At 65.6% G+C, this 24,709-nt stretch carries 27 protein-coding genes and 1 pseudogene; 13 read left to right on the top strand and 15 right to left on the bottom strand.

Translation table 11 applies throughout. From position 1 onward, the window contains the following. From ACEOAC_RS02240 to ACEOAC_RS02230, 3 genes are read left to right on the top strand one after another with little or no spacing between them, the layout of a single operon-like run. Positions 1-942 carry a BadF/BadG/BcrA/BcrD ATPase family protein gene (locus ACEOAC_RS02240; protein ID WP_413628666.1) on the top strand — a complete coding sequence of 314 codons (942 nt, stop codon included), beginning with the start codon at positions 1-3 and terminating at the stop codon, positions 940-942. After that, positions 939-2,066 carry an N-acetylglucosamine-6-phosphate deacetylase gene (nagA, locus tag ACEOAC_RS02235; RefSeq protein ID WP_241813500.1) on the top strand — a complete coding sequence of 376 codons (1,128 nt, stop codon included), beginning with the start codon at positions 939-941 and terminating at the stop codon, positions 2,064-2,066. The genes ACEOAC_RS02240 and nagA overlap by 4 nt, the downstream gene beginning before the upstream one ends. Continuing rightward, positions 2,059-3,069 carry an SIS domain-containing protein gene (locus ACEOAC_RS02230; protein WP_413444085.1) on the top strand — a complete coding sequence of 337 codons (1,011 nt, stop codon included), beginning with the start codon at positions 2,059-2,061 and terminating at the stop codon, positions 3,067-3,069. The genes nagA and ACEOAC_RS02230 overlap by 8 nt, the downstream gene beginning before the upstream one ends. Before the next feature lie 8 nt (positions 3,070-3,077). On the opposite strand, the gene ACEOAC_RS02225 is transcribed toward ACEOAC_RS02230, so the two are convergent. Further along, positions 3,078-3,965, bottom strand: a complete 888-nt coding sequence (locus ACEOAC_RS02225; RefSeq protein ID WP_077234892.1) for a LysR family transcriptional regulator — start codon at positions 3,963-3,965, stop codon at positions 3,078-3,080. Positions 3,966-4,214: 249 nt separating this feature from the next. Here ACEOAC_RS02225 and ACEOAC_RS02220 point away from each other — a divergent pair, with 249 nt between their 5' ends. Then, complete coding sequence (locus tag ACEOAC_RS02220; protein ID WP_006461220.1) at positions 4,215-4,643, top strand: hypothetical protein; 429 nt, start codon at positions 4,215-4,217, stop codon at positions 4,641-4,643. Between the two features lie 385 nt (positions 4,644-5,028). After that, positions 5,029-6,705: a DUF3300 domain-containing protein gene (locus ACEOAC_RS02215; protein ID WP_413444084.1), complete on the top strand. Its 1,677-nt coding sequence runs from the start codon at positions 5,029-5,031 to the stop codon at positions 6,703-6,705. 93 nt (positions 6,706-6,798) lie between these two features. On the opposite strand, the gene ACEOAC_RS02210 is transcribed toward ACEOAC_RS02215, so the two are convergent. Beyond that, positions 6,799-7,320: a GNAT family N-acetyltransferase gene (locus tag ACEOAC_RS02210; protein ID WP_006461218.1), complete on the bottom strand. Its 522-nt coding sequence runs from the start codon at positions 7,318-7,320 to the stop codon at positions 6,799-6,801. Positions 7,321-7,505: 185 nt separating this feature from the next. Between ACEOAC_RS02210 and ACEOAC_RS02205 the strand changes: the two genes are divergently transcribed. Further along, complete coding sequence (locus tag ACEOAC_RS02205; RefSeq protein ID WP_006461217.1) at positions 7,506-7,937, top strand: hypothetical protein; 432 nt, start codon at positions 7,506-7,508, stop codon at positions 7,935-7,937. Between the two features lies 1 nt (position 7,938). Here ACEOAC_RS02205 and ACEOAC_RS02200 read toward each other — a convergent pair whose 3' ends face one another. Continuing rightward, entirely contained in the window at positions 7,939-8,271 is a 333-nt protein-coding gene (locus tag ACEOAC_RS02200; protein ID WP_006461216.1) for an ArsR/SmtB family transcription factor, read from the bottom strand. A 125-nt stretch (positions 8,272-8,396) separates the two neighbouring features. On the opposite strand from ACEOAC_RS02200, the gene ACEOAC_RS02195 reads away from it, so the two are divergent. Both ACEOAC_RS02195 and ACEOAC_RS02190 read left to right on the top strand, forming a co-directional pair. Further along, entirely contained in the window at positions 8,397-9,485 is a 1,089-nt protein-coding gene (locus tag ACEOAC_RS02195) for an NADH:flavin oxidoreductase/NADH oxidase (protein ID WP_413444083.1), read from the top strand. Positions 9,486-9,596: 111 nt separating this feature from the next. Then, complete coding sequence (locus ACEOAC_RS02190; protein WP_166758000.1) at positions 9,597-9,749, top strand: hypothetical protein; 153 nt, start codon at positions 9,597-9,599, stop codon at positions 9,747-9,749. Positions 9,750-10,022: 273 nt separating this feature from the next. Here the strand turns inward: ACEOAC_RS02190 and ACEOAC_RS02185 are convergent, their stop codons facing one another. Further along, positions 10,023-10,646 carry a glutathione S-transferase family protein gene (locus tag ACEOAC_RS02185; protein ID WP_241813504.1) on the bottom strand — a complete coding sequence of 208 codons (624 nt, stop codon included), beginning with the start codon at positions 10,644-10,646 and terminating at the stop codon, positions 10,023-10,025. 219 nt (positions 10,647-10,865) lie between these two features. On the opposite strand from ACEOAC_RS02185, the gene ACEOAC_RS02180 reads away from it, so the two are divergent. Further along, a complete protein-coding gene (locus ACEOAC_RS02180; protein ID WP_413444082.1) occupies positions 10,866-11,771 on the top strand; it encodes a DMT family transporter in 906 nt (301 codons plus the stop codon). 112 nt (positions 11,772-11,883) lie between these two features. Here ACEOAC_RS02180 and ACEOAC_RS02175 read toward each other — a convergent pair whose 3' ends face one another. From ACEOAC_RS02175 to ACEOAC_RS02140, 8 genes are all read right to left on the bottom strand, one after another. After that, complete coding sequence (locus tag ACEOAC_RS02175; protein WP_413628665.1) at positions 11,884-12,804, bottom strand: ornithine cyclodeaminase family protein; 921 nt, start codon at positions 12,802-12,804, stop codon at positions 11,884-11,886. A gap of 49 nt (positions 12,805-12,853) precedes the next feature. Then, positions 12,854-13,792, bottom strand: coding sequence for a LysR family transcriptional regulator (locus ACEOAC_RS02170; protein WP_006461207.1), 939 nt, complete (start codon positions 13,790-13,792; stop codon positions 12,854-12,856). Between the two features lie 249 nt (positions 13,793-14,041). Further along, on the bottom strand, positions 14,042-14,905 hold the full coding sequence (locus ACEOAC_RS02165; RefSeq protein WP_413444081.1) for a cysteine hydrolase: 864 nt from the start codon (positions 14,903-14,905) through the stop codon (positions 14,042-14,044). Between the two features lie 135 nt (positions 14,906-15,040). Then, on the bottom strand, positions 15,041-15,265 hold the full coding sequence (locus ACEOAC_RS02160) for a hypothetical protein (protein WP_006461205.1): 225 nt from the start codon (positions 15,263-15,265) through the stop codon (positions 15,041-15,043). A 144-nt stretch (positions 15,266-15,409) separates the two neighbouring features. Continuing rightward, on the bottom strand, positions 15,410-15,670 hold the full coding sequence (locus tag ACEOAC_RS02155) for a DUF4148 domain-containing protein (RefSeq protein ID WP_006461204.1): 261 nt from the start codon (positions 15,668-15,670) through the stop codon (positions 15,410-15,412). Positions 15,671-16,104: 434 nt separating this feature from the next. After that, positions 16,105-16,308 carry a hypothetical protein gene (locus ACEOAC_RS02150; protein ID WP_146012837.1) on the bottom strand — a complete coding sequence of 68 codons (204 nt, stop codon included), beginning with the start codon at positions 16,306-16,308 and terminating at the stop codon, positions 16,105-16,107. Positions 16,309-16,325: 17 nt separating this feature from the next. Beyond that, positions 16,326-16,919 carry a low affinity iron permease family protein gene (locus ACEOAC_RS02145; protein ID WP_413444080.1) on the bottom strand — a complete coding sequence of 198 codons (594 nt, stop codon included), beginning with the start codon at positions 16,917-16,919 and terminating at the stop codon, positions 16,326-16,328. Between the two features lie 190 nt (positions 16,920-17,109). After that, a complete protein-coding gene (locus ACEOAC_RS02140) occupies positions 17,110-17,391 on the bottom strand; it encodes a hypothetical protein (protein ID WP_006461201.1) in 282 nt (93 codons plus the stop codon). A gap of 210 nt (positions 17,392-17,601) precedes the next feature. Between ACEOAC_RS02140 and ACEOAC_RS02135 the strand changes: the two genes are divergently transcribed. Next, the gene (locus tag ACEOAC_RS02135) at positions 17,602-19,044 is read left to right on the top strand and encodes an MFS transporter (protein WP_413628664.1); all 1,443 of its coding nucleotides are present in this window, start codon (positions 17,602-17,604) and stop codon (positions 19,042-19,044) included. 8 nt (positions 19,045-19,052) lie between these two features. On the opposite strand, the gene ACEOAC_RS02130 is transcribed toward ACEOAC_RS02135, so the two are convergent. Then, positions 19,053-21,548: a DEAD/DEAH box helicase gene (locus ACEOAC_RS02130; protein ID WP_413628663.1), complete on the bottom strand. Its 2,496-nt coding sequence runs from the start codon at positions 21,546-21,548 to the stop codon at positions 19,053-19,055. A gap of 84 nt (positions 21,549-21,632) precedes the next feature. Further along, the gene (locus ACEOAC_RS02125) at positions 21,633-21,812 is read right to left on the bottom strand and encodes a metallothio multi-domain protein (RefSeq protein ID WP_102662652.1); all 180 of its coding nucleotides are present in this window, start codon (positions 21,810-21,812) and stop codon (positions 21,633-21,635) included. A 193-nt stretch (positions 21,813-22,005) separates the two neighbouring features. Here ACEOAC_RS02125 and ACEOAC_RS02120 point away from each other — a divergent pair, with 193 nt between their 5' ends. Further along, positions 22,006-22,536: a cysteine hydrolase family protein gene (locus tag ACEOAC_RS02120; protein WP_413445365.1), complete on the top strand. Its 531-nt coding sequence runs from the start codon at positions 22,006-22,008 to the stop codon at positions 22,534-22,536. A 14-nt stretch (positions 22,537-22,550) separates the two neighbouring features. On the opposite strand, the gene ACEOAC_RS02115 is transcribed toward ACEOAC_RS02120, so the two are convergent. Further along, positions 22,551-23,837, bottom strand: coding sequence for an NAD(P)/FAD-dependent oxidoreductase (locus ACEOAC_RS02115; protein WP_413628662.1), 1,287 nt, complete (start codon positions 23,835-23,837; stop codon positions 22,551-22,553). Between the two features lie 149 nt (positions 23,838-23,986). On the opposite strand from ACEOAC_RS02115, the pseudogene ACEOAC_RS02110 reads away from it, so the two are divergent. Both ACEOAC_RS02110 and ACEOAC_RS02105 read left to right on the top strand, forming a co-directional pair. Continuing rightward, positions 23,987-24,127: pseudogene (locus ACEOAC_RS02110) on the top strand (VOC family protein); the annotation flags it as partial. Positions 24,128-24,245: 118 nt separating this feature from the next. After that, on the top strand, positions 24,246-24,701 hold the full coding sequence (locus tag ACEOAC_RS02105; RefSeq protein WP_006461196.1) for an SRPBCC family protein: 456 nt from the start codon (positions 24,246-24,248) through the stop codon (positions 24,699-24,701). Positions 24,702-24,709 lie beyond the last annotated feature (8 nt).

The raw sequence follows: 24,709 nt of genomic DNA, 5'->3' as shown, positions 1-24,709 counted from the left end.
ATGGACGGCATTGCCTACCTGATCGGGGTGGACGGCGGCGGCAGCAAGACCCTGGTGCGACTGGCCACGCCCGAGGGCCGCGTGCTGCAGGAAGCCAGCGGCGCCGCCTCGGCACTACGCAACGGCGCGGCCAAGGCCTGGCAGGTGATCGGCCAGACCATCGATCGCGTCTTTGTGCAAGCCGCCCAGGCGCGGCCGGACAATGCGGCGCTGGCGGTCGGCATCGGCATCGCCGGCGAGAACGTGGCACAGTGGTCGGCCGACTTCCGCGCCATGGCGCCGGCCTTCGGCGCGCTGGAGATCGTCAACGATGGCGTGGCCACACTGCTGGGCGCGCATGGCGGGGCGCCAGGCGCCATCGTCGCGGTCGGCACCGGTACCATCGGGCTGGCCCTGGACACCGACGGCAGTCGCCGCATCGTCGATGGCTGGGGATTTCCCAGCGGCGATGACGGCAGTGGTGCCTGGATGGGCTTGCGCGCCCTGCATCACGCCCAGCTCGCACTGGATGGCCGCGCTGCCCGTGGGCCCCTGGCCGAGGCGGTGCTGGCACTGTGTCGCGCCGAACTCCCCGCCGCCACGGCCAATGAAGAACGCGCCACCTTGCTGGACTGGCTGGCCCAGGCCGACCAGGCGGCCTTTGCCCGCGCTGCCCGGCCGGTGGTCATGCATGCTGCGCAGGACGCGGCAGCCCGCGACAACCTGCAGGCGGCAGCGGCCGAGATCAGCCTGATGAACGCCACCCTCGATCCGGCGCAACGCCTGCCGCTGGCGCTGTGCGGCGGCCTGGCGGCAGCCTTGCAACCCTACCTCGAGCAACGCCTGCAGGCGCGCATCGTACCGGCGCAAGCCGATGCCGCTGGCGGTGCGCTGCTGCTGGCGCAACGCGCCTGGCAGCAACAGAAGAACCCAGCGGAAAACCCAAAGGAAACCCCGGCATGAACGCACCGACCCAACTGCACGGCAACGTGCTGACCTCGCAGGGCTGGATCCAGGGCAACATGGTCTTCGACCAGCGCATCCGCGCCATCGACGGCCGGCCGCTGCGCCGCGAGCCACGCGTCATCGACGAGGGCGATTACATCCTGCCCGGCTTCATCGACCTGCATGTGCACGGTGGCGGCGGGCGTGACGTGATGGAAGGCGGCGATGCCGTACAGGTGCTGTCGCGCCTGCATGCGCGGCACGGCACCACCAGCCTGCTGGCCACCACCATGACGGCGCCGCTGGAGGAACTGGAAGTGGCCCTGCGCGCCATCGCCGATGCCTGCGGCAGCCGCCAGCCGGGGCAGGCGCGGGTGCTGGGGGTGCATCTGGAAGGGCCGTACATCAATCCCGGCAAGCTGGGCGCGCAACCCGACTTTGCCATCGAAGCCTCGCTGGAGCAGGTGGATTACCTCAACAGCCTGGCGCCGCTCAAGCTCATCACCATCGCGCCCGAGGTGGATGGTCACCTGAAGCTGGTCTGCAAGCTGGCCCATCGCGGCATGAAGGTACAGATCGGCCATACCGCCGGCAGCTATGACGATGGCGTGGCCGCGCTGGCACACGGTGCCTCGGGCTTCACCCACCTGTTCAATGCCATGAGCGGCTTCCATCACCGCGCCCCCGGCATGGTGGGCGCGGCGCTGGCACATGCCACCTATGCCGAGCTGATCCCCGATCTGCTGCATGTCCACCCGGGTGCCATCCGTGCCGCCCTGCGTGCCATCCCGCGCCTGTTCTGCGTGACCGATTCCACGGCCGCCGCCGGCATGCCCGATGGCGACTACGCGTTGGGCCGGCAGGTGGTGCACAAGTGCGCCGGCGGCGTACGACTGGATGACGGCACCCTGGCCGGCAGCGTGCTGACCATGGACCAGGCACTGCGCAACCTGATCACGCTGGGCATGGACGTGGCCGAAGCCTCGCTACGCACCTCGACCTATGCCGCCGATTATCTGGGTCTGTCCGACCGTGGCCGCCTGGCCACCGGTTGCCATGCCGACGTGGTGGTGCTGGACCGGCATTTCGCCATCAAGGCTGTCTATGTGGAAGGAGAAGAGATTGACCTCGCTGATGCTTGAAGAAGCCCGTTCGGCCACCCACCATGTGGCGCAACAGCTGACCCGCGACCAGCAGCGCTATGCCGAACTGGGCGCCCGTCTGCGGGCCTCGCCGCCCACCAACGTGGTCACGGTGGCGCGTGGAAGTTCGGACCACGCGGCCGCCTATTGCGCCTACCTCGTCATGGCACGCCTGGGCCATATCGTGGCCTCGCTGCCGATGTCGCTGGTGACCCTGAACCAGGCGCCACTGCAGGTGCGCAACGCACTGGCCATCGCCATCTCGCAGTCGGGACAGAGCCCGGATGTGGTGGAACCGCTGCGCTATTTCCGCGCCCATGGCGCCACCACGGTGGCGCTGGTCAACCATGCCGATTCACCGCTGGCGACGGCGGCCGAGTGGAGCGTGCCGCTGCATGCGGGCATGGAGTCGAGCGTGGCCGCCACCAAGAGCTTCATCGCCAGCCTGGTGGCCGGCGCCCTGTTGACAGCGCACTGGCAGGACGATGCCGCGCTGCTGGACGCCCTGGGGCAGTTACCGCAAGCCTTGGAGACGGCCACCCGATGCGACTGGTCAGAAGCGATCGAAGTGCTGGCGCCGGCCAGTCGCATCATGGTGGTGGGCCGTGGCACCGGCTTCCCGCTGGCGCTGGAGGCCGCGCTCAAGTGTAAGGAGACCTGCGCCATCCAGGCCGAAGCCTTCAGCGGCGCCGAGATCAAGCACGGGCCGATGGCGCTCATCGAGGAGGGGTATCCGCTGCTGATGTTCGCCCCTCGCGGTCCGGCCCAGGCCGGCATGCTGGCGCTGGCCGCCGAGATGCGCGTGCGCGGTGCCAGGGTGCTGCTGGCCGCGCCGCAGGATGTGGTGGAGCGTGATCTCACCCTGCCGGTGGCGGCCACGCCGGACCTGGACCCGATCGTCGCCATCCAGGCCTTCTACGTGATGGCGGCGCAATTGTCGGCGGCACGGGGCATGGATGCGGACCGGCCGCGCCACCTCAACAAGGTGACCCGGACCAGCTGACGATCCCCTCAGGCCTGCGCCTGGCGCGCTTCCTCGATGAAGGCGCGCAGGTAGTCGATGTCGACATCGCTTTCGCGCGCACCCAGGTAGATGTGCTTGGCGATGCCCTGCTTGCCCAGGCGCACCGGCACCACCGCCATCTGCTCCGCATACTCCAGCACCAGCCAGCGCGGCAGAGCCGCCACGCCGCGCCCGCTGGCGACCATCTGCAGCATGATGTCGGTGGTCTCGATGGTCTTGTGCCGGCGCGGCACGACTCCGGCCGGTGCCAGGAAGTGGGTATAGATATCGAGGCGGTCCACCGGCACCGGGTAGGTCACCAGCACTTCATTGTTCAACTGACGTGGCTTGACATAGTCGGCCGCGGCCAGCGGATGGTCGGCTGCCACCACCAGCACCTGCTCGTAGTCGAACACCGGCTCGAACACCAGACCCGGCTTGTCCAGCGGATCGGGCGTAACCAGCAGGTCGATCTCGTAGCCGAACAGGGCGCCGATGCCGCCGAACTGGAATTTCTGCTTGACGTCCACATCCACGTCCGGCCAGGCCGCCAGATAGGGCGACACCACCTTCAACAGCCATTGGTAACAAGGATGGCATTCCATGCCGATGCGCAAGGCGCCACGCTCGCCCTGGGCGAACTGGCGCAGCCTTTCCTCGGCCAGGGCCAGTTGCGGCAGCACGCGGTTGGCGACCGCCAGCAGGTACTGGCCAGCCTGGGTCAGGCGCAGATGACGCCCTTCCCTTAGCCAGATGTCGGTACCCAGCTGCTGCTCCAGCTTCTTCATGCTGTGGCTCAGGGCCGACTGGGTCACGTGCAGGACACCGGCTGCAGCGGTGAGCGAGCCCTGGCGCTCGACTTCCTGGACGATGGAGAGGTGGATGCGGTCCAGCATGATGATGAACGAAACTCATGGATAGTTGAGATAGACGGATTTTACTTCATGCATCCGGCACACCGTCATTGCACGGACCGGCAGCTGGGAAACATGACTTCCGGCAGTGACATTTCAATTGAAATATTGGCGGCCGCTACTGACATCCTGGGTCAACCGTGCACACGCAGACTACGTCCATGCCAGCCCAACGCCAGACAGGCAAGGGGCAAGCAGACCAAGTCCCCCACCCTGACCGAGGAAATCATCATGCGCCCATCCTTCCGCACCCTGTCCACCCTGTGCAGCATCGCCGCCATCGGCACCCTGGCCGTGTTCGCCTCGGCCTTCAGCAACACCGCCTACGCCGCCTCCGACAGCGCGCTGGAGCAGGCCCTGTCGCCGCACCGCGCCATGGTGCGCACGGCACTGCAATCGACCAGCGGCAACGGGATGAGCGCGGCCAGTGGCAACGGTGGTGGCGCCATGATGCAAGTGGCCGCCAGCAGCGAATCCTCGTCCTGCCGCACCCTGCGCATGCAGGCCGAGCGTGCCCGCACCAACGAACCGAGCAGCGTGCAACGCGACCCCACCCCCGGCACCCTGCGCGACGGCCGCTTCACCATGACCGGCCCGGGCTCCATCGAATATGGCGAACGCGCCCGGCTGGAATCGCGCTACATGACCGAGTGCCGGTGAGAGTGGATTCCAGGAATTTTTCCGGCTTCGGAAACTAAGTTTTTCTCTCCTTGTGGTTCTTTCAGGCAGGCCGATCCGGTCTGCCTTTTTTAATTTTACTGACAAAGCACTGACATCAGCATGCTGCCGAAAGCCAATATGGACACGGCTTCCAGTCAGCTATTTGTCAGCGATCCGTCAAATTTTTCCCAGCCTTCATCCTTCTTCTTGAGCATGAACCTTTCTTGATCAGGTCTCTCAAACTTAGAAATCTGACACGTCCCTTCGCCGTTACATCCCATCACAATTTGATCGTCAACTGCGCAGTGCGGCGTGTCGTTATCAAGGCTATCCAGGCAATCCCCCCCACCGTTCCCATCATCCATGCCGGATCGAGGACCAGATCATGACAACAAGAAACAGACATCGCGCCATCATCGTTTCCGCTTCGCTCCTGAGTGCCGTGCTGGCACTCTCGGCCTGCGAGAAGAAGGACAATGCCGACACTGCACCACCCAATGCGGCAGCGTCGGCCACGCCCACTGCTGCGAGCGCGCCGGCCTACGTGCCACCCACGGCAGCCCAACTGTCGCAGATGGTGGCGCCCATCGCGCTGTTTCCCGACAAGCTGGTGGCCCAGGTATTGGCCGGCTCCACCTATCCCGACCAGATCGTCGCGGCCAACCAGTGGGTGGGACAGAACGCCGCGCTCAAGGGCGACATCCTGCAGGCCGCCGAGGACCGACAGCCCTGGGATGTCAGCGTGAAATCACTGACCATGTTCCCGGCGGTGCTCTCGCAGATGGCGGCCAATCCGGACTGGACGCGGGCCCTGGGTGACGCCTTCGTCAATGATCCGAACGACATCATGAACGCCATCCAGGCACTGCGACTGCGCGCCCAGCAGGCCGGCAACCTGAAGAATTCCTCGCAGCTGCGGGTCTCCACCACGGTACGCAGCAGCCAGAGCCAGGCACCTGTGTCGACACCGGAGCCGGTTCCAGTCTATGCCGGCGCGCCGGTGATTGCGCCGCCGCCGCAGACCATCGTCATCGAATCCAGCCAGCCCGATACCGTCTATGTACCGAGCTACAACCCGGCGGTGGTCTATGGTCCGCCGGTGCCGGTCTATCCGGGTTACGCGTATCGCCCGCCCAGCCGGGTGAGCAATGAAGTGGTCGTAGGGGCCCTGTCGTTCGGGGTGGGCATCTTCGTGGGCGAAGCCATCAGCCACCACGCCGACTGGGGCTGGCACGACTGGGGCATGCACTGGGGCGGTTCACCGGCGGGCGCACAGTCCGCTCCGGGATGGCAGCGTCCGGCGGTGGTGTACCGGAACACCACCTATGTCTCGCACTCGACCACGGTGATCAATCGCGTGACCAACAACAATGTGACCATCAACAACAACCGGGTTGTGAACAACAACGTCAGTAATATCAACAATGTCAGCAATGTGCGCAATGTCAGCAACGTGGACGAGCGCAACATCAGCCGCGACCAGACCCGCATCGACAATCATCCGGAAGCGGCCAACCGCCAGGCCGGCATGAGCATGCCGCACTTCACGGCCAACGATGCGCATGCCGGTGCGATGCCGGCAGTCCATCCGCAACCACAGCCGCAACACCCGCAGTCGCCAGTGCAGTCCGCCGATCTCCACCACCAGGAAGCCGAGCAGAAGCAAGCTGCCCAGGCCAACGCGGCACGCCAGCATCAGGAGATGGAACAGCAGGCCGCCCGTGAACATCAGCAAGCGCAGCAGAATGCGGCTCAACAGGAACGGCAACAGGCCGAGCAGCGTCAGGCGCTGGCCTTGAAGCAGGAAGCCGCGCGCGCCCAGCCGGCCCATCCCGCCGAGCATAAGGAGGCTGTGCCGGCCCATCAGCAGGCAGCCGCCAGGCCGGAAGCCCGCCAGGAAAACCGGCCGGTCCACCCCCAGCAGGCGCCTGCCGAAAGACATGAGGCCGCTGCGCATGAACATGCGTCAGAGCAGCATGCCGCCCAGAAGCACGAGCCGGCGCGGCATGAGGAGGACAAACGAGGCAATGAACGGCATGAAGCCGAAAAGCACAATGGCTGAGCGCTGACTCTTCCTGCCATGCAGCAAGCAACAGGGCCGCTCAAGAGCGGCCCTGTTGCTTGCTTGGTCAGAGAAGACCATCAACGATGGCGATCAGCCCGGAAGACGGTCGGGATCGCTGCGCTGGTCCAGCGTCAGTTGCAGGAAAACCAGATCAAGCCACTTGCCGAACTTGGTACCGACCTGGGGCATATGACCGACCTGGTCGAAGCCCAGCTTCTTGTGCAGGGCGATGGAACCGACATTGCTGGCATCGATGGCCGCTACCATCACATGCTTGCCCACGGCGCGTGCACGCGGGATGAGCGCTTGCATCAGCGCCACGCCCAGGCCTTCACCACGATGCTCCTTGTGGACATAGACCGAGTGTTCCACCGAATGGCGGAAGCCGTCGAACGGGCGCCAGTCACCGAAGCTGGCATAGCCCAGCACCTGGTCGCCGTTCACCGCCACCAGCACCGGGTAGCCGAGCTGACGGCGTGCGGCCAGCCAGTCATGGCGGTTCTTTTCATCGACCTGGGTATCGCTCCAGATGGCGGTGGTATTGACCACGGCGTCATTGAAGATCAGGGTGATGGCTGGGATATCGGCGGGGGTGGCGTCGCGGATCTGCATGATGTGGGCGGCTGGCTTGCGGTAATGAGAAATGGGGAATGGGAAAGGGGGAATAGATGAGCCCACAGTGTAGCTCAAGATGGGCAGTGCCTCGGCGGCCGCCTGGCGGGTGGGGCGACAGCGAGTGGGCAAAGGGCTTATAGTCCTGTATTGGTCACCCTCAGCGCCTTCTCGACATCTTCAACATGAATCAACCCTACGGCGCCACCTATCGCGGCAAGCACATCAGCGTGGAGAGCACGCAGCAAAGAAACGGCGACGTGATCTGTTCGGTCCGCATCGACGGCGAACCGGCACCCGGCCTGCGCGGCAATCCCTTCGCTTCGCTGGCGGCGGCGCAGGTGGCCGGGGTCGCCTATGCCCGGGCGCTGATCGATACCCAGCTCGACAACGATGTGGCCGAACATCATGGCTACTTCATCCGCGTGAGCAGCACCGAGCAGATCGACGGTAGCTGGGTCGGCAACTACCAGCTGCATCGCAATGACAATCCGGTGGCTTTCCGTCGCGTGACGTGCGACGACTTCCGTGGCAATACCATGGTGGAGGCCGAGGAACATGCCATGGCCAGCGCCTTCCGGGCAGTGGACGCCGATATCGCGGCAGGTCGGCTTTAACCTAGGCCGCCTTGCGGCGGCGCGCCGGCAGCTTGTCCGATTGCGCCAGGATGGCACTGAGCAGGCCGGGGAAACGCTGTTCGATATCGGCGCTGCGCAGGGTGTTGATGTGAGTGGTGCCGTTGCTCTCGGTGCGCACCAGTCCGGCCTCGCGCAAGACCTTGAAGTGGTGCGAGACGGTGGACTTGGGGCGCCCGCCATCGAGTTCGCCGCAGGTCGCGCATTCCACGCGGTCGAGATGGCGCACGATCTCCAGGCGGATCGAATCGCTCAGCGCGTAGAGCACTCGCTCCAGCACGAACTCGGCAATCTCGGGATGTTTGTAGGGACGCATCTGCAGGATGATACACCCTGGGTTATACTCCTTCCATAGTTCGAATATTTTCGAACCAACGAAACAGGTGTCCGCGGTCCCGACGCCTGGCGCTCCCGCATTGAACCCTGACAAGAAAACGCCCCATGTCCGCTCTCTTTACCCCCTTCAAGCTCAAGGAGCTGAACCTGCGCAACCGCATCGCCGTGCCACCCATGTGCCAGTACATGGCGGTGGACGGCAAGGCCAACGAATGGCATCTGTCGCACTACGCCGGCATCGCCCGCGGTGGCGCCGGCCTGGTGATCGTGGAAGCCACCGCCGTGGCCCCCGAGGGCCGCATCACCCCGGGCTGCACCGGCATCTGGTCGGACGAACTGGCGCAAGCCTTCGTGCCGGTGGTGCAAGCCATCAAGGCCGCCGGTGCGGTCCCCGGCATCCAGATCGCCCATGCCGGCCGCAAGGCCAGCGCCAACCGTCCATGGGAAGGTGACGACCACATCGCCGCCGACGACGCCCGTGGCTGGGACACCCTGGCCCCGTCGGCCATCGCCTATGGCAAGGGCTTGCCCAAGGTCCCCAAGGCCATGAGCCTGGACGACATCGCACGGGTGCGCCAGAACTTCGTGGACGCGGCCATCCGCGCCCGCGACGCCGGCTTCGAATGGCTGGAACTGCATTTCGCCCACGGTTACCTGGCGCAGAGTTTCTTCTCGGCATATTCCAACCAGCGTGATGACATCTATGGCGGCAGCGTCGAGAATCGCGCCCGTTTCCTGCTGGAAACCCTGCGTGCGGTGCGCGAGGTATGGCCGGAAAGGCTGCCCCTGACCGTGCGTTTCGGCGTGCTGGAATACGACGGCCGGGATGAACAGACGCTGCTGGAATCGATCGCCCTGGTACGTCAATTCAAGGCCAGCGGCATGGACATGATCAGCGTGACCATGGGCTTTACCATCCCCGAGGTCCAGATCCCCTGGGGTCCGGCCTTCCTCGGCCCGATCGCCAGGCGCGTGCGTGAAGAAGCCGGCGTGCCGGTCTCGTCGGCCTGGGGCTTCGGCACGCCCGAGCTGGCCGAACGTGCGGTCAAGGAAGAGCAGCTGGACCTGGTGATGGTCGGCCGTTCGCACCTGGTCAATCCGCACTGGCCCTACCAGGCGGCGCGGGAACTGGGCGTGGATCGTCCCTCGTGGACACTGCCAGCGCCCTATGCGCACTGGCTGGAACGTTATTGAGGTGCCTGCCGCTCGGGATTTCCCTGAGCGGTCTCGTGGTTTTCTAGGGAAAATCACTAAAGCCAACGGACGGGGGATTTCCTAAGATGACATCGTCTTGAGGAGATCACCATGTTCACCACCTACCTGCTGACCGTCGTTCTTTCCGCATTGGCGACCGTCGCCTTTTCGTCCCTGGGCATCTATCTGTTTGCCGAGGCGAAATGGCAGCATCACCCGCTGGCGCGCAATATCCGCCTGCCGGGACAGCGTCTGCCGGTCTGACGTCGGTTTGCAGGCAGGTGGAAGTGGATCTGGTGTTGCCCCTTGGTCTTTGACCAAGGGGCGTTTTTTTTGGTGAGAACGAAAAGCTGCGGGTCCGGAACTGTGTTCAGTAGAACAACAGACTCAGCAGCGGCACGCTGGCCAGCAGCAGGCAGCCCAGGAAGGCGGCGAGGAACAGCAGTTTTTTCTTTCGGGTGGCCATGGTGGTCCTGCAAAGGGCAATGGGGGACGCGGTAAAAAGCGCAAGGCCGCAGTGTACCGCGCCCGCCGCCTTCAGGCCATGCCGTTGCGGCCGTAGGTGCGAAAGCCTGGGCGCTCGGTCAGGCGTTCGAAATAGGCCGCCACCGCCGGCAAGGGCGCGTGCTCGAAGGGTGTACCGAACCAGCGGTTCACCGACAGGCCGACTGCAATGTCGGCCAGCGTGAAGTCCGCTCCGGCAACGTAGCCGCCGCTGTGCTGCAACTGCTGTTCCAGCACCTGCATGAAACGGGTCCAGCCGGTGATGGAGGCCGCTACCTGTTGCGCATCACCATGCTCGGGCGACTTGCGGGCCAGGGCCATGAAGGCATAGCTCCAGCTGCGGTTGAGGTCGCTGGCCTGCCAGTCCAGCCATTGGTCGATGCGGGCGCGCTCGCGTGGCGCGGCCGGATAGAGCACGCTGCCGCCATGTTGCGCGGCCAGATAGCGCAGGATGCTATTGGATTCCCACAGCACGAAACCATCATCGTCGATCACCGGCACCATCGCATTGGGATTCATGGCCAGGAAGCCTGCTTCGCTGGTGGGACGAAAGCCGGCGCCCCAGTCTTCCCGCTCGAAGGCGATGCCCAGTTCGGCACAGGCCCACAGCACCTTGCGTACGTTGATGGAATTGTCGCGCCCGTAGATTTTCAGCATCGCTGCCCTCCCTGTTGTCAATCTGCCCAAGATTATCAGCACGGCGCACGGGGCGACATGTACAGTTGCCCGGCCGTATCGGCAGCCACTGTTGCGGGCGGCCAAGTGGCACGGTGCAAAGCACGCAACTGTACCGGGACGGCCAGGGGCCGGTCGCCGTACAATCATCATCCGACCGGCCCTCCATGGCGCTGCCCCGCGACGCGACGCCTTATCTCCATGTCCTCCTCCAATATCGCCAAACTGTTGTTGCTGGCCGCCATCTGGGGCACCAGCTTCATGCTCATGCGCATTGCCGCGCCCGTCTTCGGCCCCATGCTGACCACCTTCGGCCGCGCCTCGCTGGCCACGCTGTCGCTGCTGGCCTTTGCCCGCGTGCGCGGCGTTCCGCTGCAGTGGCGCAAGAACTGGCTGCCCTACCTGGTGATCGGCGTGTTCAATACCGCCCTGCCCTTCGCGCTGTTTGCGTGGTCGGCGCTGCACATTCCTTCCTCCTACATGGCGACGATGAATTCGCTGGCGCCGGTGTTTACGGCCATGTTCGGTTTCCTGCTGATGGGTGAGCGGCTCAGCCTGTTGCGCAGCGCGGCCTTCGTGCTGGGCCTGGTGGGCGTGGCGGTGCTGGTGGGCATCGGCCCGGCGCCGGCCGACTTCCTGGTCATCGCAGGAGTGCTGGCGGCCATGGGGGCGGCGGTCAGCTATGGCTTTGCCGCCACGTTCACGCGTATGCGCGCCGGTGGCATCTCTCCTATCGCCATGGCGACCGGCAGCCAGTTCGCCGCCGCCCTGTGCCTGCTGCCGCTGGCCGCACCGTCGGTGCCGCATGCGCTGGAGGCCGGCACTGTGCCGGCGCTGCTGGCTGTACTGGTGCTGGGCGTGGTCTGTACCGGGATTGCCTATGCGCTGTTCTTCCAGCTGATCGCCGCCGAGGGCGCGACCAAGGCCATCACCGTCACCTTCCTGGTGCCAATGACGGCGTCGCTATGGGCCTGGCTGCTGCTGGATGAACCGGTGACCCTGGGCACCGTGGCCGGGATCGCCATCGTGCTGGTGGCAACCGCCACGGCGCTGCGCGCCAAGCCGGCGGCCAACGTCAAGCCGCCGCAGGCCAAGGCCACCGTCTGAGGACAGGCCGACGGCTGTGGAAAAGACAAAGGCGCTGCAGATTCTGCAGCGCCTTTTTTCTGGTGCGTATCTCCCGCGAGGTATTGACCGGCAGTCGCCTGCCGACCCCGGCTTACCAGCCGTAGCGGGCGCAGGCCTTGCGATAGGCCAGGCCGGCCAGGGCCACGTCTTCCAGGCCGATGCCGATGGCCTTGTAGATGACGATGTCCTCGGGCTTGCGCTGATAGGCCATGCTGCCGTCGACCGCCTGCGCCAGTTCCATCACCTCGGCCCAGTCGAACACGCCCGGCGCGCATTGCACCAGGTCGCCGGCTTCCTGCTGGGCCTGTGGTTTCCATTCGACGAAGAGGGCAGCGGCGCGCCCGATGGCCACGTCATCCAGCTCACGCACATTGGCCTTGGAAGCGCCGACGGCGGCCACGAAGGTACCGGGACGCAACAGCTGGCCATCGAACAGGGGTGTGGCGGCGCGGGTCACTGTCACCAGCACGTCGGCCTGGGCAGCGGCCTCGTCGATGCCGACCGCGCGCGCCGGCACACCCAGGGTACGGGTGACTTCCTCGGCCAGTGCCTGCTGGCCCGACTGGCCGGCGATCAGGACTTCCTTGAATGGACGGACCTGCAGCAGCGCCGGGATGTGCGAGCGCGCCTGCACGCCGGTGCCGATCACGGCCAGCACCTGGGCATCCGGTCGCGCCAGCGCATCACAGGCCACGGCGGTGGCCGCTGCGGTACGCAGGCCGGTCATGGTGTCGCCCTCGATGGTGCACAACGGCGCCCCGGTCTCGGTGGAGAACAGCTGGATGACGAACTTGAACTGGCCCTTGATGGTGGTGTACACCTTGGCACCGGCGATGCCGGCGGCCGGAATGACCGCACCCATCATCGACAGCATCACGCCATTGGAAGCGCTGGTGCGCACGCGCCCCTGGTGGGCGCCGTCGGCGGCATGGGCGAAGGCTTCGCGCATGGAGGCGATGGCGTCTTCGGTGGTCAGCAGTTCGCTGATCTGCTGGTTGGTGAGAAATTTCATCGGTAGATCCTTGTGATGTTCAGGCGTGGGAGGTCCGGGCAGGGCAGGCTCACTGCGCGCCGTGCTCGGACTTGAGGTAATTCCAGATGCGGTCGATGTCGGGATTGGCGCCATCCAGGCGACGGTAGGCGCGGATATCCATCTCTTCGCACCACAGCCCCTGTTCCAGCGCCTCGCTGTCATTGGGCGCGATGGCCAGGGTCAGTTTGCCCTCGGCGATCTCGCGGGCCACCGCGCTGGCGGGCAGCCAGGCGATGCCGTGGCCTTCCACGGCCATGCTCTTCAAACCCTCGGCCAGGTCGGTCTCGAAGCGGCGGAACAGATGCACGCGGCGCGGGCTGGAATGCAGGGCCTTCTCGACGATGCGCGACAGCGACGAATACGGCGAATAGCTGAGGAAGGGTTGTGGATCATTGGGCGTGCCAGGCAAGACATATTTGGGCAGGCCACTGGGCAGGGTTTTCACATAGGGGCGCAGTGGCTCCTTGCCCAGCGAGAGCACGGCGTAGCGCTCGGTATCGAGGGCGATGCCCTGCTGCCGGTGGTCGTAGCAGATCAGCAGGTCGCAGTTGCGCTCCACCAGCGCCATCACGGCGTCGTGGACGTTGCCGGCCATTACGGTGGTGGAGATGGCGCCGATCTTCTTTTCGATCTCGGAGAGCAGCTTGGGGAAGACCGTCAGCAGCAGCGTATGCGGCATGGCGAAGCGCACCGCCGATTGCGCACCGGCCAGCTGGCCGCGCAGCACCAGCCTGGCCTGCATGGACTGGTTCAGCATTTCCTTGGCGATGGGCACGAAGGACTCGCCTGCCGGGGTCAGGGTACAGGGGTAGGAAGAGCGATCGAACAGTTCAGCGCCCAGCCAGGTTTCCAGCGAGCGGATGCGGCGTCCGAAGGCCGGTTGCGTGACATTGCGCAACTTGGCCGAACGGCTGAAGTTGAGCGTGTCGACCACCGACAGAAAGTCTTCCACCCATTTGATTTCCATGCTTGCCACCCCGTTGGCATGCCGCGCCGGATGGGCGGCATGGTGTTTGCGCGCGCGTGGCGCGGTGTGCGCCGCATGCCATCGGCATCGCAGTCGCCCTCTCCCTTGGCGGCAACTATACCGAAACGGCACCGCCGACGTCCCATGCCATTTTGGCATAAGTCGCGCCGGGCGCCCGGTTGCGGCCGATCTGGATCTGTGACAGGCGATGGCGAAAGACGAGCCGGCAGCCGCCATGGGCGCTGGCGCTCAGGCGTTGGCTTGCAGTTCGGACAAGACTTCGTCGGCGCGGGCCAGACGTACACCGGCCGCGGACATGGCTTGCAGGAATTGCTGGTAGTACGCCTCGAAGCCGGTCACGGGACTCATGCAGTCGGTGACCAGCACCAGGCGCATGCGAGCGGCCGCGTCCAGCTGGGCCACGATGTGTTCGGTAGTGGCGCGCACGCAATGGCTGCCGGCCTCGCCGGTGATGTAGACGCGATCTGCCTCGGCCAGGCGGGCGATGAAGCCGTGGTTGAGCTGGGTAGCGGGGTCGTCGGCATCGGGGACTTCGGCCATCACCGCCGAATAATGCTCGGTCCAGGGATTGCTGCCCTTGCCGAGCTTGGTGACCTGGCCCAGGTGCGCATCTTCCCAGCGGTTGTAGGCGGCCCGCACATCGGCATGCACGGCGGCGCCCCAGCTGCCGATCTCGCAGTGGACCGGCCATATCATGAGGCGGTAACGGCCGGCTGCTTCCAGCGCATCCAGGTAGACCAGGCTGCGTGCCAGTGCCTGCGGGTCGCGCGGCCGGTAGAGGCCGGCGCGCACCTGGGCCGCCTCGATCTGGGTGAAGGGTGCGACCGGCGCGCCCTCGCCGCTCTGCCAGAAGGTGGGGTGGGCGATGTCGAGGCGGTGATGGGCGTCGAGGGTGATGCTGATGGCAGAGAGCCCGGCCCCGCCCTGGTCGATCAGCCCGGCCACGCGCTGCAGGTCGGCATGGCTGCCGGCCACGGGCAGCGCCGGACGTAGCAGGTCACCGTTGACCGGGTCAGCCGGCAGGTAGCTGGCGGGAAGATCGCAGAAATCGTTTTGCGGATCGATGACAAGCAGGTGGAAGTTGCGTTTCATGAGGGGCTCCGGAGGGCGGCAGGCAGTCACTGTCCCCAGAGTGTAGAACACTGCGCGCCAGGCGGCAGCCGCAACGAAAACGGCGCGCCGTTGAAGGCGCGCCGTTTTCGTCAGTAGCGAGGTTGTGTGGGCCCCTCAGGCACAACAGTTACCGTCGATATGTTCACAGCGCTCCTGGCGCCGGGCTTCACGACGGTGGCGCACGCGTTGCGAGACGCGGTACACGGCGCGCTGGGTCAACATCATGGAGAGCGTGCTCAGGCTGAACTCTGCTGCAATCAGCAAACCGACCAGAGCAGCAAACTGCAGATAGATCCGTGGATAGAAGGACAGGCCACGCGAGAACACTTGCTGCAACATGATGATTTCCTCTTTGTTGTTGTACTTGCTCTAACTTGCTTTGGCTTGCTTTGACTGCCTGCTTCAATCAGCCTGGCAGGCCAGCGAGGCGGGATGCGTGGTCACCGGATGAATCGGGATGACCTTGCATCCGCATGCCCTGCATCAGGCACCAGCGTAGGTCGAAGCAGCGGCACGACCGGCGGTCTGCACTTCGCTCTTGGCGGGACCGTTGCTGATCACCGGGAAGACCGAGTCAGGCTGGTTGGCCAGGCCTTGTTGCTGGGCACGTGCCAGGTCGGCCTTGACTTCGGCACGGGTGGTGTGGGAAACGAAGGCTTGGTCAACCGGATACTGGGCTTCAGCGAAAGCGACGGACGAAGCGGACAGGGCCAGGACTGCTGCGATGATGGTCTTTGCGGACATGATGTTCTCCTTGGGTACAGTTAAGTTCAATCGGGTTAAATACAGTTTGGTGATGCACAGGCAATGTTGGGTACATGTTTCGGTGGAGCGAATGGGACACATGTGCCGCTCTCTAGAACTCCGTCGCCACCGCCTCGTCTGGGGCGTTGCGATGTCGTTCATCGATGGACTGAAGTCTACGGAAGAGCGGCGCGAAGAAAAACCATGCCAGAGAGAATTGAGTGTTCCGCGATCTGGAACAATCGTCAGGGACTATCGAAGCGATAGGTAATAGTCGCAACAGTAACAGTCTCTACCGCTACGCCGTCACGACGGTAGCGAGGGCCGCGCAGAGGACAGCGCCAGGCCGCTGCAGAGCGCAGGCAGACTGGTACATCGCAGGCCAGGGGCCTGCACGCAGATGAAAACGTCGGGGACAGCCGCGTGAACAGGTCCTAGCGAGCGGAGCGATCCAGCTTCTGCTGCTCCAGCAGTTGTTCGGCCTCGGACAGGCCCCCGGGCTTGAGCACGGTGCGGCCCTTGGCAGGCGCGCCATCCAGTGGTGCAGGAACAGTCTCCTGCTCAGGGGTGTGGCGCGGATCGGGATGATCCTCGAGGGCGTTATCGGGCTTGGTCGGATCGGCGGGATGCATGCTCATAATGGTCTCCTCATCGCTCAGGTCCACTGGCGCTGGCTGGCGCGCAGCGGACGGGTGTATTCCTCGTGCTGAGGTTGGGCCGGGCGCTCGCGCCTTTGCGCTGCGACGGTGGGTCGGGGCTGATCCTGGACGTCACCTGTGGAGGAAATCGTGCGCGCTACCGCGCCACGTCCCAGGGAGCGGCGCAGGCGCTGGCGCACCGGGTCGTCAGGGTGCTCTCCCATGCGCGCGAATTCTTCCTTCAGGCGGGATAGCTCGTCATCGGACAGGTCTTCGGCCTCCATCATCTGCTTGCGTGTCCCTTTGACGGCGCGGATCAATTCATCCAGCTTCAGTTGTGTCGCCTGGGCATCGCGGTTCTGGGCGTTCTGGATCAGGAAGACCATCAGGAAGGTCACGATGGTGGTGCCGGTATTGATGAGCAGTTGCCAGGTGTCGGAGTAGTCGAACATCGGGCCGGTGATGGCCCAGACCAGCACCACGCCGAGCGCCAGGACGAAGGTCCAGGAACTGCCCACCGCACGCGCGCAGGCTTCGCTGAAATGATGGAAGGTTTCGGAAAGACCGGCATCGGCAGGCGTGGCCGATCCGGGGTGATTGGTGGCTTTCATGATGCGCTGTCTCCTCCCGCAATCTCCTTGTTGTTGCGGCAAGGGGCGCGAAATCAGGAGTGCAAACTCAGGAGTGCAGACTGATGGCGCAGACCCATGCCGGGAATGAGCGAGAGTATCTCTGCGGTAGCCACCCACCGCAAAGCAGACAAGCGCCATCCCTGCTGTAGGAAAGCAGGCAGCCCAGCGCTTAGGCCACGTTCTTGTAGGGAATTGGACGGTCGGATTCCTCGGCCACGATCTGCATCTCGCCGATGCGGTTGCGCAATTCCTCCCAGGGATGCTGGGGCAGGCCGTCGCGCGCATGCTCGGACTGCACGCGGCTGGCCAGCTCCTCGACATCTTCGGCCACGCGTTCCTGCCAGCGTCGTTCCAGCGCGATGAACAGCACGATGGCCGCCACCAGCCCGCCCATGCACAGCGCAAGCGCGGCATAGATGGCGTACTGCATGATGGCGTCGATCCAGTCCATGTGCGGCCGGTCCTCGTTTGGATGGGTGGGGGGTGAATATCGGGAATGGACGGATCTTAGGCGTGTAACTCGACGATGCCCATCAGGAAATGACTGAGTCGCCGTCCTGCCACAGGCCAAGCTCATCCGCAGGAACCGCCTCGCCAGCGGAAAGGTCTGCCGTCTTGCCGTTCAGCCTTCTGCTGTTGGCTCATCCCACCGGAGTCGCCCATGTCCGCCCCCTCGTTCGCCCACGTCGGCAGCACGACCATTCCCGCCCGTCTGGACCGCCTGCCATGGTCGCGCTGGCACTGGCGCGTGGTCATTGCGCTGGGCGTGGCCTGGGTTCTGGACGGGCTGGAAGTCACCCTGGTCGGCTCGCTGGGCAGTGTCCTCGAACGCTCCGATACGCTGGGGCTGGATGCAGCCCAGGTCGGCTGGACCGGCTCGCTCTACATAGCCGGCACGGTGCTGGGGGCATTGCTGTTCGGGCGCCTGACCGACCGCCTGGGGCGCAAGCGCCTGTTCATGCTGACCCTGGCGCTGTACATGGCCGCCACGCTGGCGACCGCCTTTGCGCAGGACTTCCTGTTCCTGGCCCTGTGCCGCTTCGTCACCGGCCTGGGCATCGGCGGGGAATATGCGGCCATCAACTCGGCCATCGACGAACTGGTGCCGGCGCGGGTGCGCGGCCGCGTGAACCTGATCATCAATGCCAGCTTCTGGATCGGCGCGGCACTGGGCGCCGGCCTGTCGCTGGTGATCCTGGACCCGCGCGTACTGGGTGCGGCGCTGGGCTGGCGCGCCTGCTTCCTGCTGGGGGCGGTATTGGCGGTGGCCATCCTGCTGGTGCGCCGGCATGTGCCGGAAAGTCCGCGCTGGCTGCTCATGCATGGGCATCACGAGAAGGCCGAACAGGTGGTGCGGGAGATCGAGACACAGGTCGCGGCTGAACACGGTCCATTGCCAGCGCCGCTGCCTGCCGATACCTCGCCGGCTGCCAGTACTGGTACCGGCATGCTGCCCTGGCGCGAGATGGCGCAGGTGCTGCTGCATCGCTATCGCCAGCGCAGCCTGATGGTGGCGCTGATGATGGTGGCCCAGGCTTTTGTCTACAACGCCATCTTCTTCACCTATGCGTTGGTGTTGACGCGCTTCTTCCAGGTGCCGGACCACCGCGTGGCGCTCTACATCTTCCCCTTCGCGCTGGGCAATGTGCTGGGGCCGCTGGTACTGGGCCATCTGTTCGACAGCATCGGCCGGCGTCGCATGATCGCCGCCACCTACCTGCTCTCCGGCGCCGGACTGGCGGCCACCGCCTGGGCCTTCCAGGCCGGCCTGCTCGATGCGCTCGGGCTGGCGCTGTGCTGGAGCGCGGTGTTCTTCGTGGCATCGGCGGCGGCCAGTTCGGCCTATCTCACGGCCAGCGAGGTATTCCCGCTGCGCATGCGGGCCATGGCCATTTCGATCTTCTATGCCATCGGGACCGGGGTGGGGGGATTCATCGCGCCGCTGCTGCTGGGCTGGCTCATCGCCAGCGGCGACCGTCATGCGGTAGCGGCGGGTTATGCGCTGGGCGCATGCCTGGCCCTGCTGGCGGGTGCCTGCGCGCTGCGCTGGGCGGTGGATGCGGAACGGCGCACGCTGGAAGACGTGGCGGAGTGGAAGGACTGATCGCCCCGCTAGGCCAGGACCTTCTCGGCGATGCCTGCCCCCAACGGCGCCAGCAGTGCCCGCAATTCTTCTTCGCCGAACTTGATGGTAGTGGTGTCATCCCGCCCCAGCATGCCTTCGGCCAGGGCCGACTTGCGCGCCTGCAGCTCCAGCAGGCGCTCTTCGATGCTGCCCTCGATGACCAGCTTGTAGACGAACACCTGGCGCGTCTGACCCAGTCGATGGGCGCGGGCGATGGCCTGCTCTTCCACGGCCGGATTCCACCAGGGATCGACCAGCACCACGGTATCGGCAGCGGTCAGGTTCAGGCCCACGCCGCCGACCTTCAGGCTCACCAGCAGGAGCGGCACCTGTTGTGCCTGGAAGCGTTCAATCACGGCACCACGGGCGGCCGGTTCGGTGTCGCCGGTCAGCATCAGGCAGGGCAGCTGCAAGCCCTGCAGCTCGCTGTCGATGAGCCGCAGCATGCTGGTGAACTGCGAGAACACCAGGATGCGGCGCCCCTCGGCCACCAGTGCCGGCAGGGTATCGCGCAACCACTCGATCTTGGCGCGCTCCAGCCCCTGGGGCATGCGTCCCTGCTTGAGCAGGTAGGGGTCGCAGCAGACCTGGCGCAGCTTCAACAGCGCATCCATCACGCTGACCTGCACACTGCCCAGCCCGCGCCGTTCCAGGGCGCGCCGCACCTGCTTGTCGGCGGCCACGCGCACGCTTTCGTAGAGCTCACGCTGGCGCCCCTGCAGTTGCAGGCGCTCCACGATCTCGATGCGGGCCGGCAATTCCTGCAGCACGTCTTCTTTGCGCCGGCGCAGGATGAAGGGGCGCACCCGCTGCGCCAGCAGTCGCGCGCGTACGGTCTGGCCCTGCTGTTCGATAGGCTTGCGCCACAGCCGCGCAAAGCTGCGCGCGTCGCCGAGAAAGCCCGGCATCAGGAAATGGAACTGGCTCCACAGCTCACCCAGATGGTTTTCCAGCGGTGTGCCGGTCATGCAGAGACGATGGCGGGCATGCAGTCGGCGCGCGGCGGCGGCGCTGCGGGCGCCGGCATTCTTGACGGTCTGGGCCTCGTCCAGCACCAACAGGTGAAAACGCAAGGACAGCAGCGCATCCAGGTCGCGCCACAGCAAGGGATAGGTGGTCAGCACCAGGTCGGCCTGGCCGGCGGCAATCGTGGCGACGTGGCGGGCGCGGTCGTCCCCGTGCAGCACCACCACGCGCAGTGCCGGCGCAATGCGCTGCGCCTCCTGCTGCCAGTTGAACAACAACGAGGTCGGTACCACTACCAGCGCCGGCAGGTCCAGGCGAGCGGCCTGCTGCTCGATCAGCAGGTGGGCCAGCACCTGGGCGGTCTTGCCCAGGCCCATGTCATCGGCCAGGATGCCGGCCAGGCCGTGCTCACGCAGGTATTGCATCCAGGCCACACCCTGCAGCTGGTAGCCGCGCAGGCGCAGACCCAGTCCATCGGGTGCCGCCACCGGTACGACGCTGCCGGCGGCGCGCAGGCGCTGCGCCAGTTGCAGCACGCCGGTCGCGCCGCTCATATGCCAGGGCTGGCCGCCATCGAGGGCCCGCAGCGCGCCATGCAGGCTGTCGAGGCGGTGCGCATCCCAGGGGGTCAGGCGCAGCGGACCGTCCTGGCGCTTGAGGTCGATCAGCAGATCGAGCAAGGCCAGCACCACCGCCTTGAGCGGACCGGCCATGGCATCGATGCGACGCCCGCCGGGGGCGCGCAGGGAAATCACCGCATGCGGGTCCATGCGCTCGACCTGTTGCGCATCGGCCCAGCGCGGGTCGCGCCGCAGCAGGTCGGCCACCATCGGCGCCACGTCCATGGATTGCCCATCGACATCGATGCCGATGGACAGCAACCAGCGGCCGGTCGGATCCAGGCCATCGAAGACTTCGCTGGAAAAGGCACGGGGCAACAGGGGCGCAGCCACTTCGCGGCTGACGACTTCACCGGTGTCGGGGCTGACGATGATGCGCCAGGCGCTTACCGGCACGCTCTCGTGGGCGAAGCCGGGGCGCAGGCGCAAGACCCAGCCCATCTGTTGCAGGCGCGGCGCCTGGTCGGCCCAGAAGTCGCCGAAGAATTCTTCCTGCACCAGCGTCCAGAGCGGGCCGGCGTCATGCAGGGGATTGCTGGCGCGCCATTGCAGGGCATCTTCGCGCAGAGGCAAGAAGCCCATGTCGCGGATGGTCTCCAGCGCCAATGCTTCGGCCTGGGGATCGCGCACGATGTGGGCCGGCGTGTAGCCGGCTTCGTCCTCGGCGTGACCTGTCGGCGCCGGCGTGCTCCAGCGCTGCGCCCCGTCGCCATAGACCCAGTCGATCTGCGCCACCGTGACCAGGGCGCCACGTGGCCCGAACAGGCCATGGGCGCGCATGCCCAGCAGCCCCTCGCCACGGGTGAGGGACTGCAGGGTCAGGCGCGGATGGAAGGCACTGGGAGAAGGAGAAGGCGGACTGGGCATGCGACCAGGGAAATTGGGCAAAGCGGCCATTGTAGGGCGCTTCGCGAGCAAGTTGCAGCAGGGGGGCAGGCGCGCGACAGGAAAGAGATGCGACCCGGGAAGACGGCAGGCCGCTTACCTGGCCGGCGGAGTGATGCAGAAGTCCAGCATGCCGAAGGGGGTACGCCCTTCGCCGGTGGCCCATACCCACACCGCCCAGCACAACAGGCCGCACACCAGCAACAGGGCCAGCACGATGTGCAGTCCGGAGGCTTTGCGCAAGACGTCTTCGACGCGGTCAAAGAGGGCGGTCATGGATGAGCTGGGAAATAAGGAAGTGGGACGAGTAAAGAAAGCTAACAACCAGCATTCTAGCCAAGGCCGACGGCCGATGTAATGGGACAAATTGACGCAGTGTCAGGCTGGCAATATCGGGAAACATTGACGCAGCCTGCTCTGCCTGCTCTGTTACCCTAGCGCACTTCCCCCACCCCAAGGCAGCCACACCATGACTACCGCCCTGCTCATCATCGATGTCCAGCACGCCCTGTGCACCGGTCCCGACGCCGTCGTCAACGGCGAGCTCACCATCGCCAACATCAACCTCCTGTCGCAGAAGGCGCGTGCCGCCGGGATGCCGGTGATCTTCGTGCAGCACGAGGACCAGGGTGCGTTGCTGCAGGGCAGTCCCGGTTGGCAACTGGCGTCGGGCCTGCAACGGCATGCGACGGATTTGGACGTGCGCAAGCGTGGTTCGGATGCCTTCCATCACACCGGGCTGGAAGCGCTGCTGCGCTCGCTGGGTGTGACGCAACTGGTGGTGTGCGGCATGCAGACCGAATTCTGCGTGGAATCCACGGTGCGGCGCGCGCTGGCGCTGGGCTTTCCGGTGACGCTGGCGGCCGATGGCCATACCACCGCGCCCAATGGCGTGCTGTCGGTGGCCGACGTGGTGGCGCATCACCACGCCACGCTGTCCAACCTGGGGGCCTATGGCGTACGCACCACCATCAAGCCGGTGGCCGAGATCGCCTTCTGATCGCGGTGACGCCCTCAGAAGCGCTGCGCGCTGAAGGGTGACAGGTCGATCTCGGGGGCTTGCCCGGTCAGCAACTGGGCGACGATGCGACCGGTGCGGGCCGAGCAGCCCAGTCCGATATGGCCGTGACCATAGGCATGGATGATGTCGTGGCTGGCACGGGCGTGGCCGATGCAGGGCATGCCATCGGGCGTGCTGGGACGCCGGCCCAGCCAGAATTGCACATCCTCCGGGGCCAGCGTGCGGGGCAGGCCGGGGAAGAGCTTGAGGGCGATGTCGCGCATGATCTCGCCGCGGCGCCAGTCCGGCGCAGCTTCGAAGGAAGCGAATTCCACCTGGCCGGCGATGCGCAGCCCCGTCTCCATCTGGGTGGCGATGACCTTGAATTCAGACACCATCATCGGCGTGCGTGCGGTGGCCTGCAGTTGCTGGCCACGGATCACGGCGTGGTAACCCCGCTCGCTCTCCAGTTGCACGCGGTCACCGGCCTGGGCGGCCAGGGCCTTGGAGCGCGCGCCGGCAGCGATCACGGCGGCATCGCAGGCGATCTCGCCCTGTTCGGTCAGTACCGCCTTCAGGCGCCCCTGTTCGACCCGGAAGCCGCTGGCGCGGCCGCTGATGCGGGTGGCGCCGCGGGCCAGCACATAGGCTTGCAGCGCCTGCATGTAGGCGCCAGGATTCTTGCAGTGACCAGCCTCGTCCACATGGACTGCGAAAGCGAAGGCCGGATCGAGATCGGGCTCGCGGCGACGCAGGCTCTCGCCTTCCAGCTCCTGCCAGGTGATGCCCAGTTCGCGCCGCACGCCCCAGCCGAAGGCGTCGTTGTCGAAATGCCGGCGCGAGCGATAGACGTGCAAGACGCCCGAGGTATCGATCAGGTGGGCCACGCCGGCACGGCGCGCCACCTCCAGGTGCAGGTTGCGGGCATCGGCCACCAGCGTGCGCAGGGCGCGGGCGGTGGAGCGGATGCGATCACGCCGGGCGCTGGCCAGGTTGCGCAGCAGCCAGGGCGTCAGACGGGGCAGGTAGCGCCAGCGGATCGATAGCGGGCCCAGCGGGTCCTTCAGGTAGCCCGGCACTTTTTTCCACATGCCCGGCTCCACCGGGGGAATCACCGAATGCGAGGACAGCCAGCCGGCATTGCCGTAGCTGGAGGCTTCTTCGCTACCGGCCTCGTTGAAGTCCAGCAGGCTGACCTGCAGGCCCTCGTCCAGCGCATGGATGGCGCTCATGAGCCCCACGGCACCAGTGCCGATGACGACGACGTGGCGGGGAAAGACAATTTCCGGGGAGGTGGACATGGGCGGATGTGCGGAATAAAGCAGCATGATACGAGAACTTGCCGGCGGGTGTCTGATAGACGTCGCGGTCAGCATTGATCAGGTCCGGCAGACCGATCCGGATCAAGGCGGGCTGGATTGACCCGCCGCACGGCGCCGCCTAAGATCGGCATCCGGCAGCACTGGCCCAGGGCGGGCGCGACAACGGCGGCCCGGGCATTCGCGCCCATTACCATCCGAATTACTACGGCGCCTTTGTCCTCGATCCGGACGGACACAACATCGAAGTCGTCTGCCATTGCCCGGCCTGAAACAGACGCGGCACTGTTGCGCTTGACAGCATCACCGGAGCGGCGGAGGCTGGCATGCGCCGGCCCCGTTGCCGCCCGCAGCCCGTCACCATCCATCCGCCAGCCCGAGGAGACCCGCATGAGCCAGCCCCATACCGTCAAGATCTTCCGCGTCCTGCGGGCCAAGCCGGAGCGCGTCTATCGCGCCTTTCTGGATCCCGATGCCATGGTGAAATGGCTGCCGCCCCATGGCTTCACCGGCAAGGTGCATCACATGGATGCACGGGTCGGTGGCTCGCACAAGATGTCGTTCACCAATTTCAGCACCGGGCAGTCGCACGCCTTCGGCGGTACCTATGTGGAGCTGGTACCGCATGAGCGCATCGTCTACACCGACAAGTTCGACGATCCCAATCTGCCGGGCGAGATGAAGGTCACCATCAGCATCGCCGCCAACCTGGTGGGCAGCGAACTGACGGTGGTGCAACAGGGCATACCGCCGTCGATCCCGCTGGAATTCTGCTACGCAGGCTGGCAGGAATCATTGCAGCTGCTGGCGCAACTGGTCGACCCGGAAATCCCGGACGGCGCCTGACGTCGCTG

The organism is Herbaspirillum frisingense, assembly GCF_047325095.1.
GTDB lineage: Bacteria > Pseudomonadota > Gammaproteobacteria > Burkholderiales > Burkholderiaceae_D > Herbaspirillum > Herbaspirillum frisingense.
Note: the sequence above shows the minus strand (reverse complement) of the source record. Positions and strands in the feature narration are given on the sequence as shown.

What these genes read in the sequence shown, in the direction of transcription:
- ACEOAC_RS02135 (WP_413628664.1), top strand. Translation starts at nt 17,602, where the DNA reads ATGTCCGCCCCCTCGTTCGCCCACGTCGGCAGCACGACCATTCCCGCC.
- ACEOAC_RS02210 (WP_006461218.1), bottom strand. Translation starts at nt 7,320, where the DNA reads ATGCAGATCCGCGACGCCACCCCCGCCGATATCCCAGCCATCACCCTG.
- ACEOAC_RS02205 (WP_006461217.1), top strand. Translation starts at nt 7,506, where the DNA reads ATGAATCAACCCTACGGCGCCACCTATCGCGGCAAGCACATCAGCGTG.
- ACEOAC_RS02170 (WP_006461207.1), bottom strand. Translation starts at nt 13,792, where the DNA reads ATGGAAATCAAATGGGTGGAAGACTTTCTGTCGGTGGTCGACACGCTC.
- ACEOAC_RS02190 (WP_166758000.1), top strand. Translation starts at nt 9,597, where the DNA reads ATGTTCACCACCTACCTGCTGACCGTCGTTCTTTCCGCATTGGCGACC.
- nagA (WP_241813500.1), top strand. Translation starts at nt 939, where the DNA reads ATGAACGCACCGACCCAACTGCACGGCAACGTGCTGACCTCGCAGGGC.
- ACEOAC_RS02220 (WP_006461220.1), top strand. Translation starts at nt 4,215, where the DNA reads ATGCGCCCATCCTTCCGCACCCTGTCCACCCTGTGCAGCATCGCCGCC.
- ACEOAC_RS02160 (WP_006461205.1), bottom strand. Translation starts at nt 15,265, where the DNA reads ATGTTGCAGCAAGTGTTCTCGCGTGGCCTGTCCTTCTATCCACGGATC.
- ACEOAC_RS02125 (WP_102662652.1), bottom strand. Translation starts at nt 21,812, where the DNA reads ATGACCGCCCTCTTTGACCGCGTCGAAGACGTCTTGCGCAAAGCCTCC.
- ACEOAC_RS02225 (WP_077234892.1), bottom strand. Translation starts at nt 3,965, where the DNA reads ATGCTGGACCGCATCCACCTCTCCATCGTCCAGGAAGTCGAGCGCCAG.
- ACEOAC_RS02120 (WP_413445365.1), top strand. Translation starts at nt 22,006, where the DNA reads ATGACTACCGCCCTGCTCATCATCGATGTCCAGCACGCCCTGTGCACC.
- ACEOAC_RS02180 (WP_413444082.1), top strand. Translation starts at nt 10,866, where the DNA reads ATGTCCTCCTCCAATATCGCCAAACTGTTGTTGCTGGCCGCCATCTGG.
- ACEOAC_RS02185 (WP_241813504.1), bottom strand. Translation starts at nt 10,646, where the DNA reads ATGCTGAAAATCTACGGGCGCGACAATTCCATCAACGTACGCAAGGTG.
- ACEOAC_RS02200 (WP_006461216.1), bottom strand. Translation starts at nt 8,271, where the DNA reads ATGCGTCCCTACAAACATCCCGAGATTGCCGAGTTCGTGCTGGAGCGA.
- ACEOAC_RS02115 (WP_413628662.1), bottom strand. Translation starts at nt 23,837, where the DNA reads ATGTCCACCTCCCCGGAAATTGTCTTTCCCCGCCACGTCGTCGTCATC.
- ACEOAC_RS02105 (WP_006461196.1), top strand. Translation starts at nt 24,246, where the DNA reads ATGAGCCAGCCCCATACCGTCAAGATCTTCCGCGTCCTGCGGGCCAAG.
- ACEOAC_RS02145 (WP_413444080.1), bottom strand. Translation starts at nt 16,919, where the DNA reads ATGAAAGCCACCAATCACCCCGGATCGGCCACGCCTGCCGATGCCGGT.
- ACEOAC_RS02155 (WP_006461204.1), bottom strand. Translation starts at nt 15,670, where the DNA reads ATGTCCGCAAAGACCATCATCGCAGCAGTCCTGGCCCTGTCCGCTTCG.
- ACEOAC_RS02230 (WP_413444085.1), top strand. Translation starts at nt 2,059, where the DNA reads ATGCTTGAAGAAGCCCGTTCGGCCACCCACCATGTGGCGCAACAGCTG.
- ACEOAC_RS02165 (WP_413444081.1), bottom strand. Translation starts at nt 14,905, where the DNA reads ATGAAACGCAACTTCCACCTGCTTGTCATCGATCCGCAAAACGATTTC.
- ACEOAC_RS02240 (WP_413628666.1), top strand. Translation starts at nt 1, where the DNA reads ATGGACGGCATTGCCTACCTGATCGGGGTGGACGGCGGCGGCAGCAAG.
- ACEOAC_RS02215 (WP_413444084.1), top strand. Translation starts at nt 5,029, where the DNA reads ATGACAACAAGAAACAGACATCGCGCCATCATCGTTTCCGCTTCGCTC.
- ACEOAC_RS02195 (WP_413444083.1), top strand. Translation starts at nt 8,397, where the DNA reads ATGTCCGCTCTCTTTACCCCCTTCAAGCTCAAGGAGCTGAACCTGCGC.
- ACEOAC_RS02140 (WP_006461201.1), bottom strand. Translation starts at nt 17,391, where the DNA reads ATGGACTGGATCGACGCCATCATGCAGTACGCCATCTATGCCGCGCTT.
- ACEOAC_RS02150 (WP_146012837.1), bottom strand. Translation starts at nt 16,308, where the DNA reads ATGAGCATGCATCCCGCCGATCCGACCAAGCCCGATAACGCCCTCGAG.
- ACEOAC_RS02175 (WP_413628665.1), bottom strand. Translation starts at nt 12,804, where the DNA reads ATGAAATTTCTCACCAACCAGCAGATCAGCGAACTGCTGACCACCGAA.
- ACEOAC_RS02130 (WP_413628663.1), bottom strand. Translation starts at nt 21,548, where the DNA reads ATGGCCGCTTTGCCCAATTTCCCTGGTCGCATGCCCAGTCCGCCTTCT.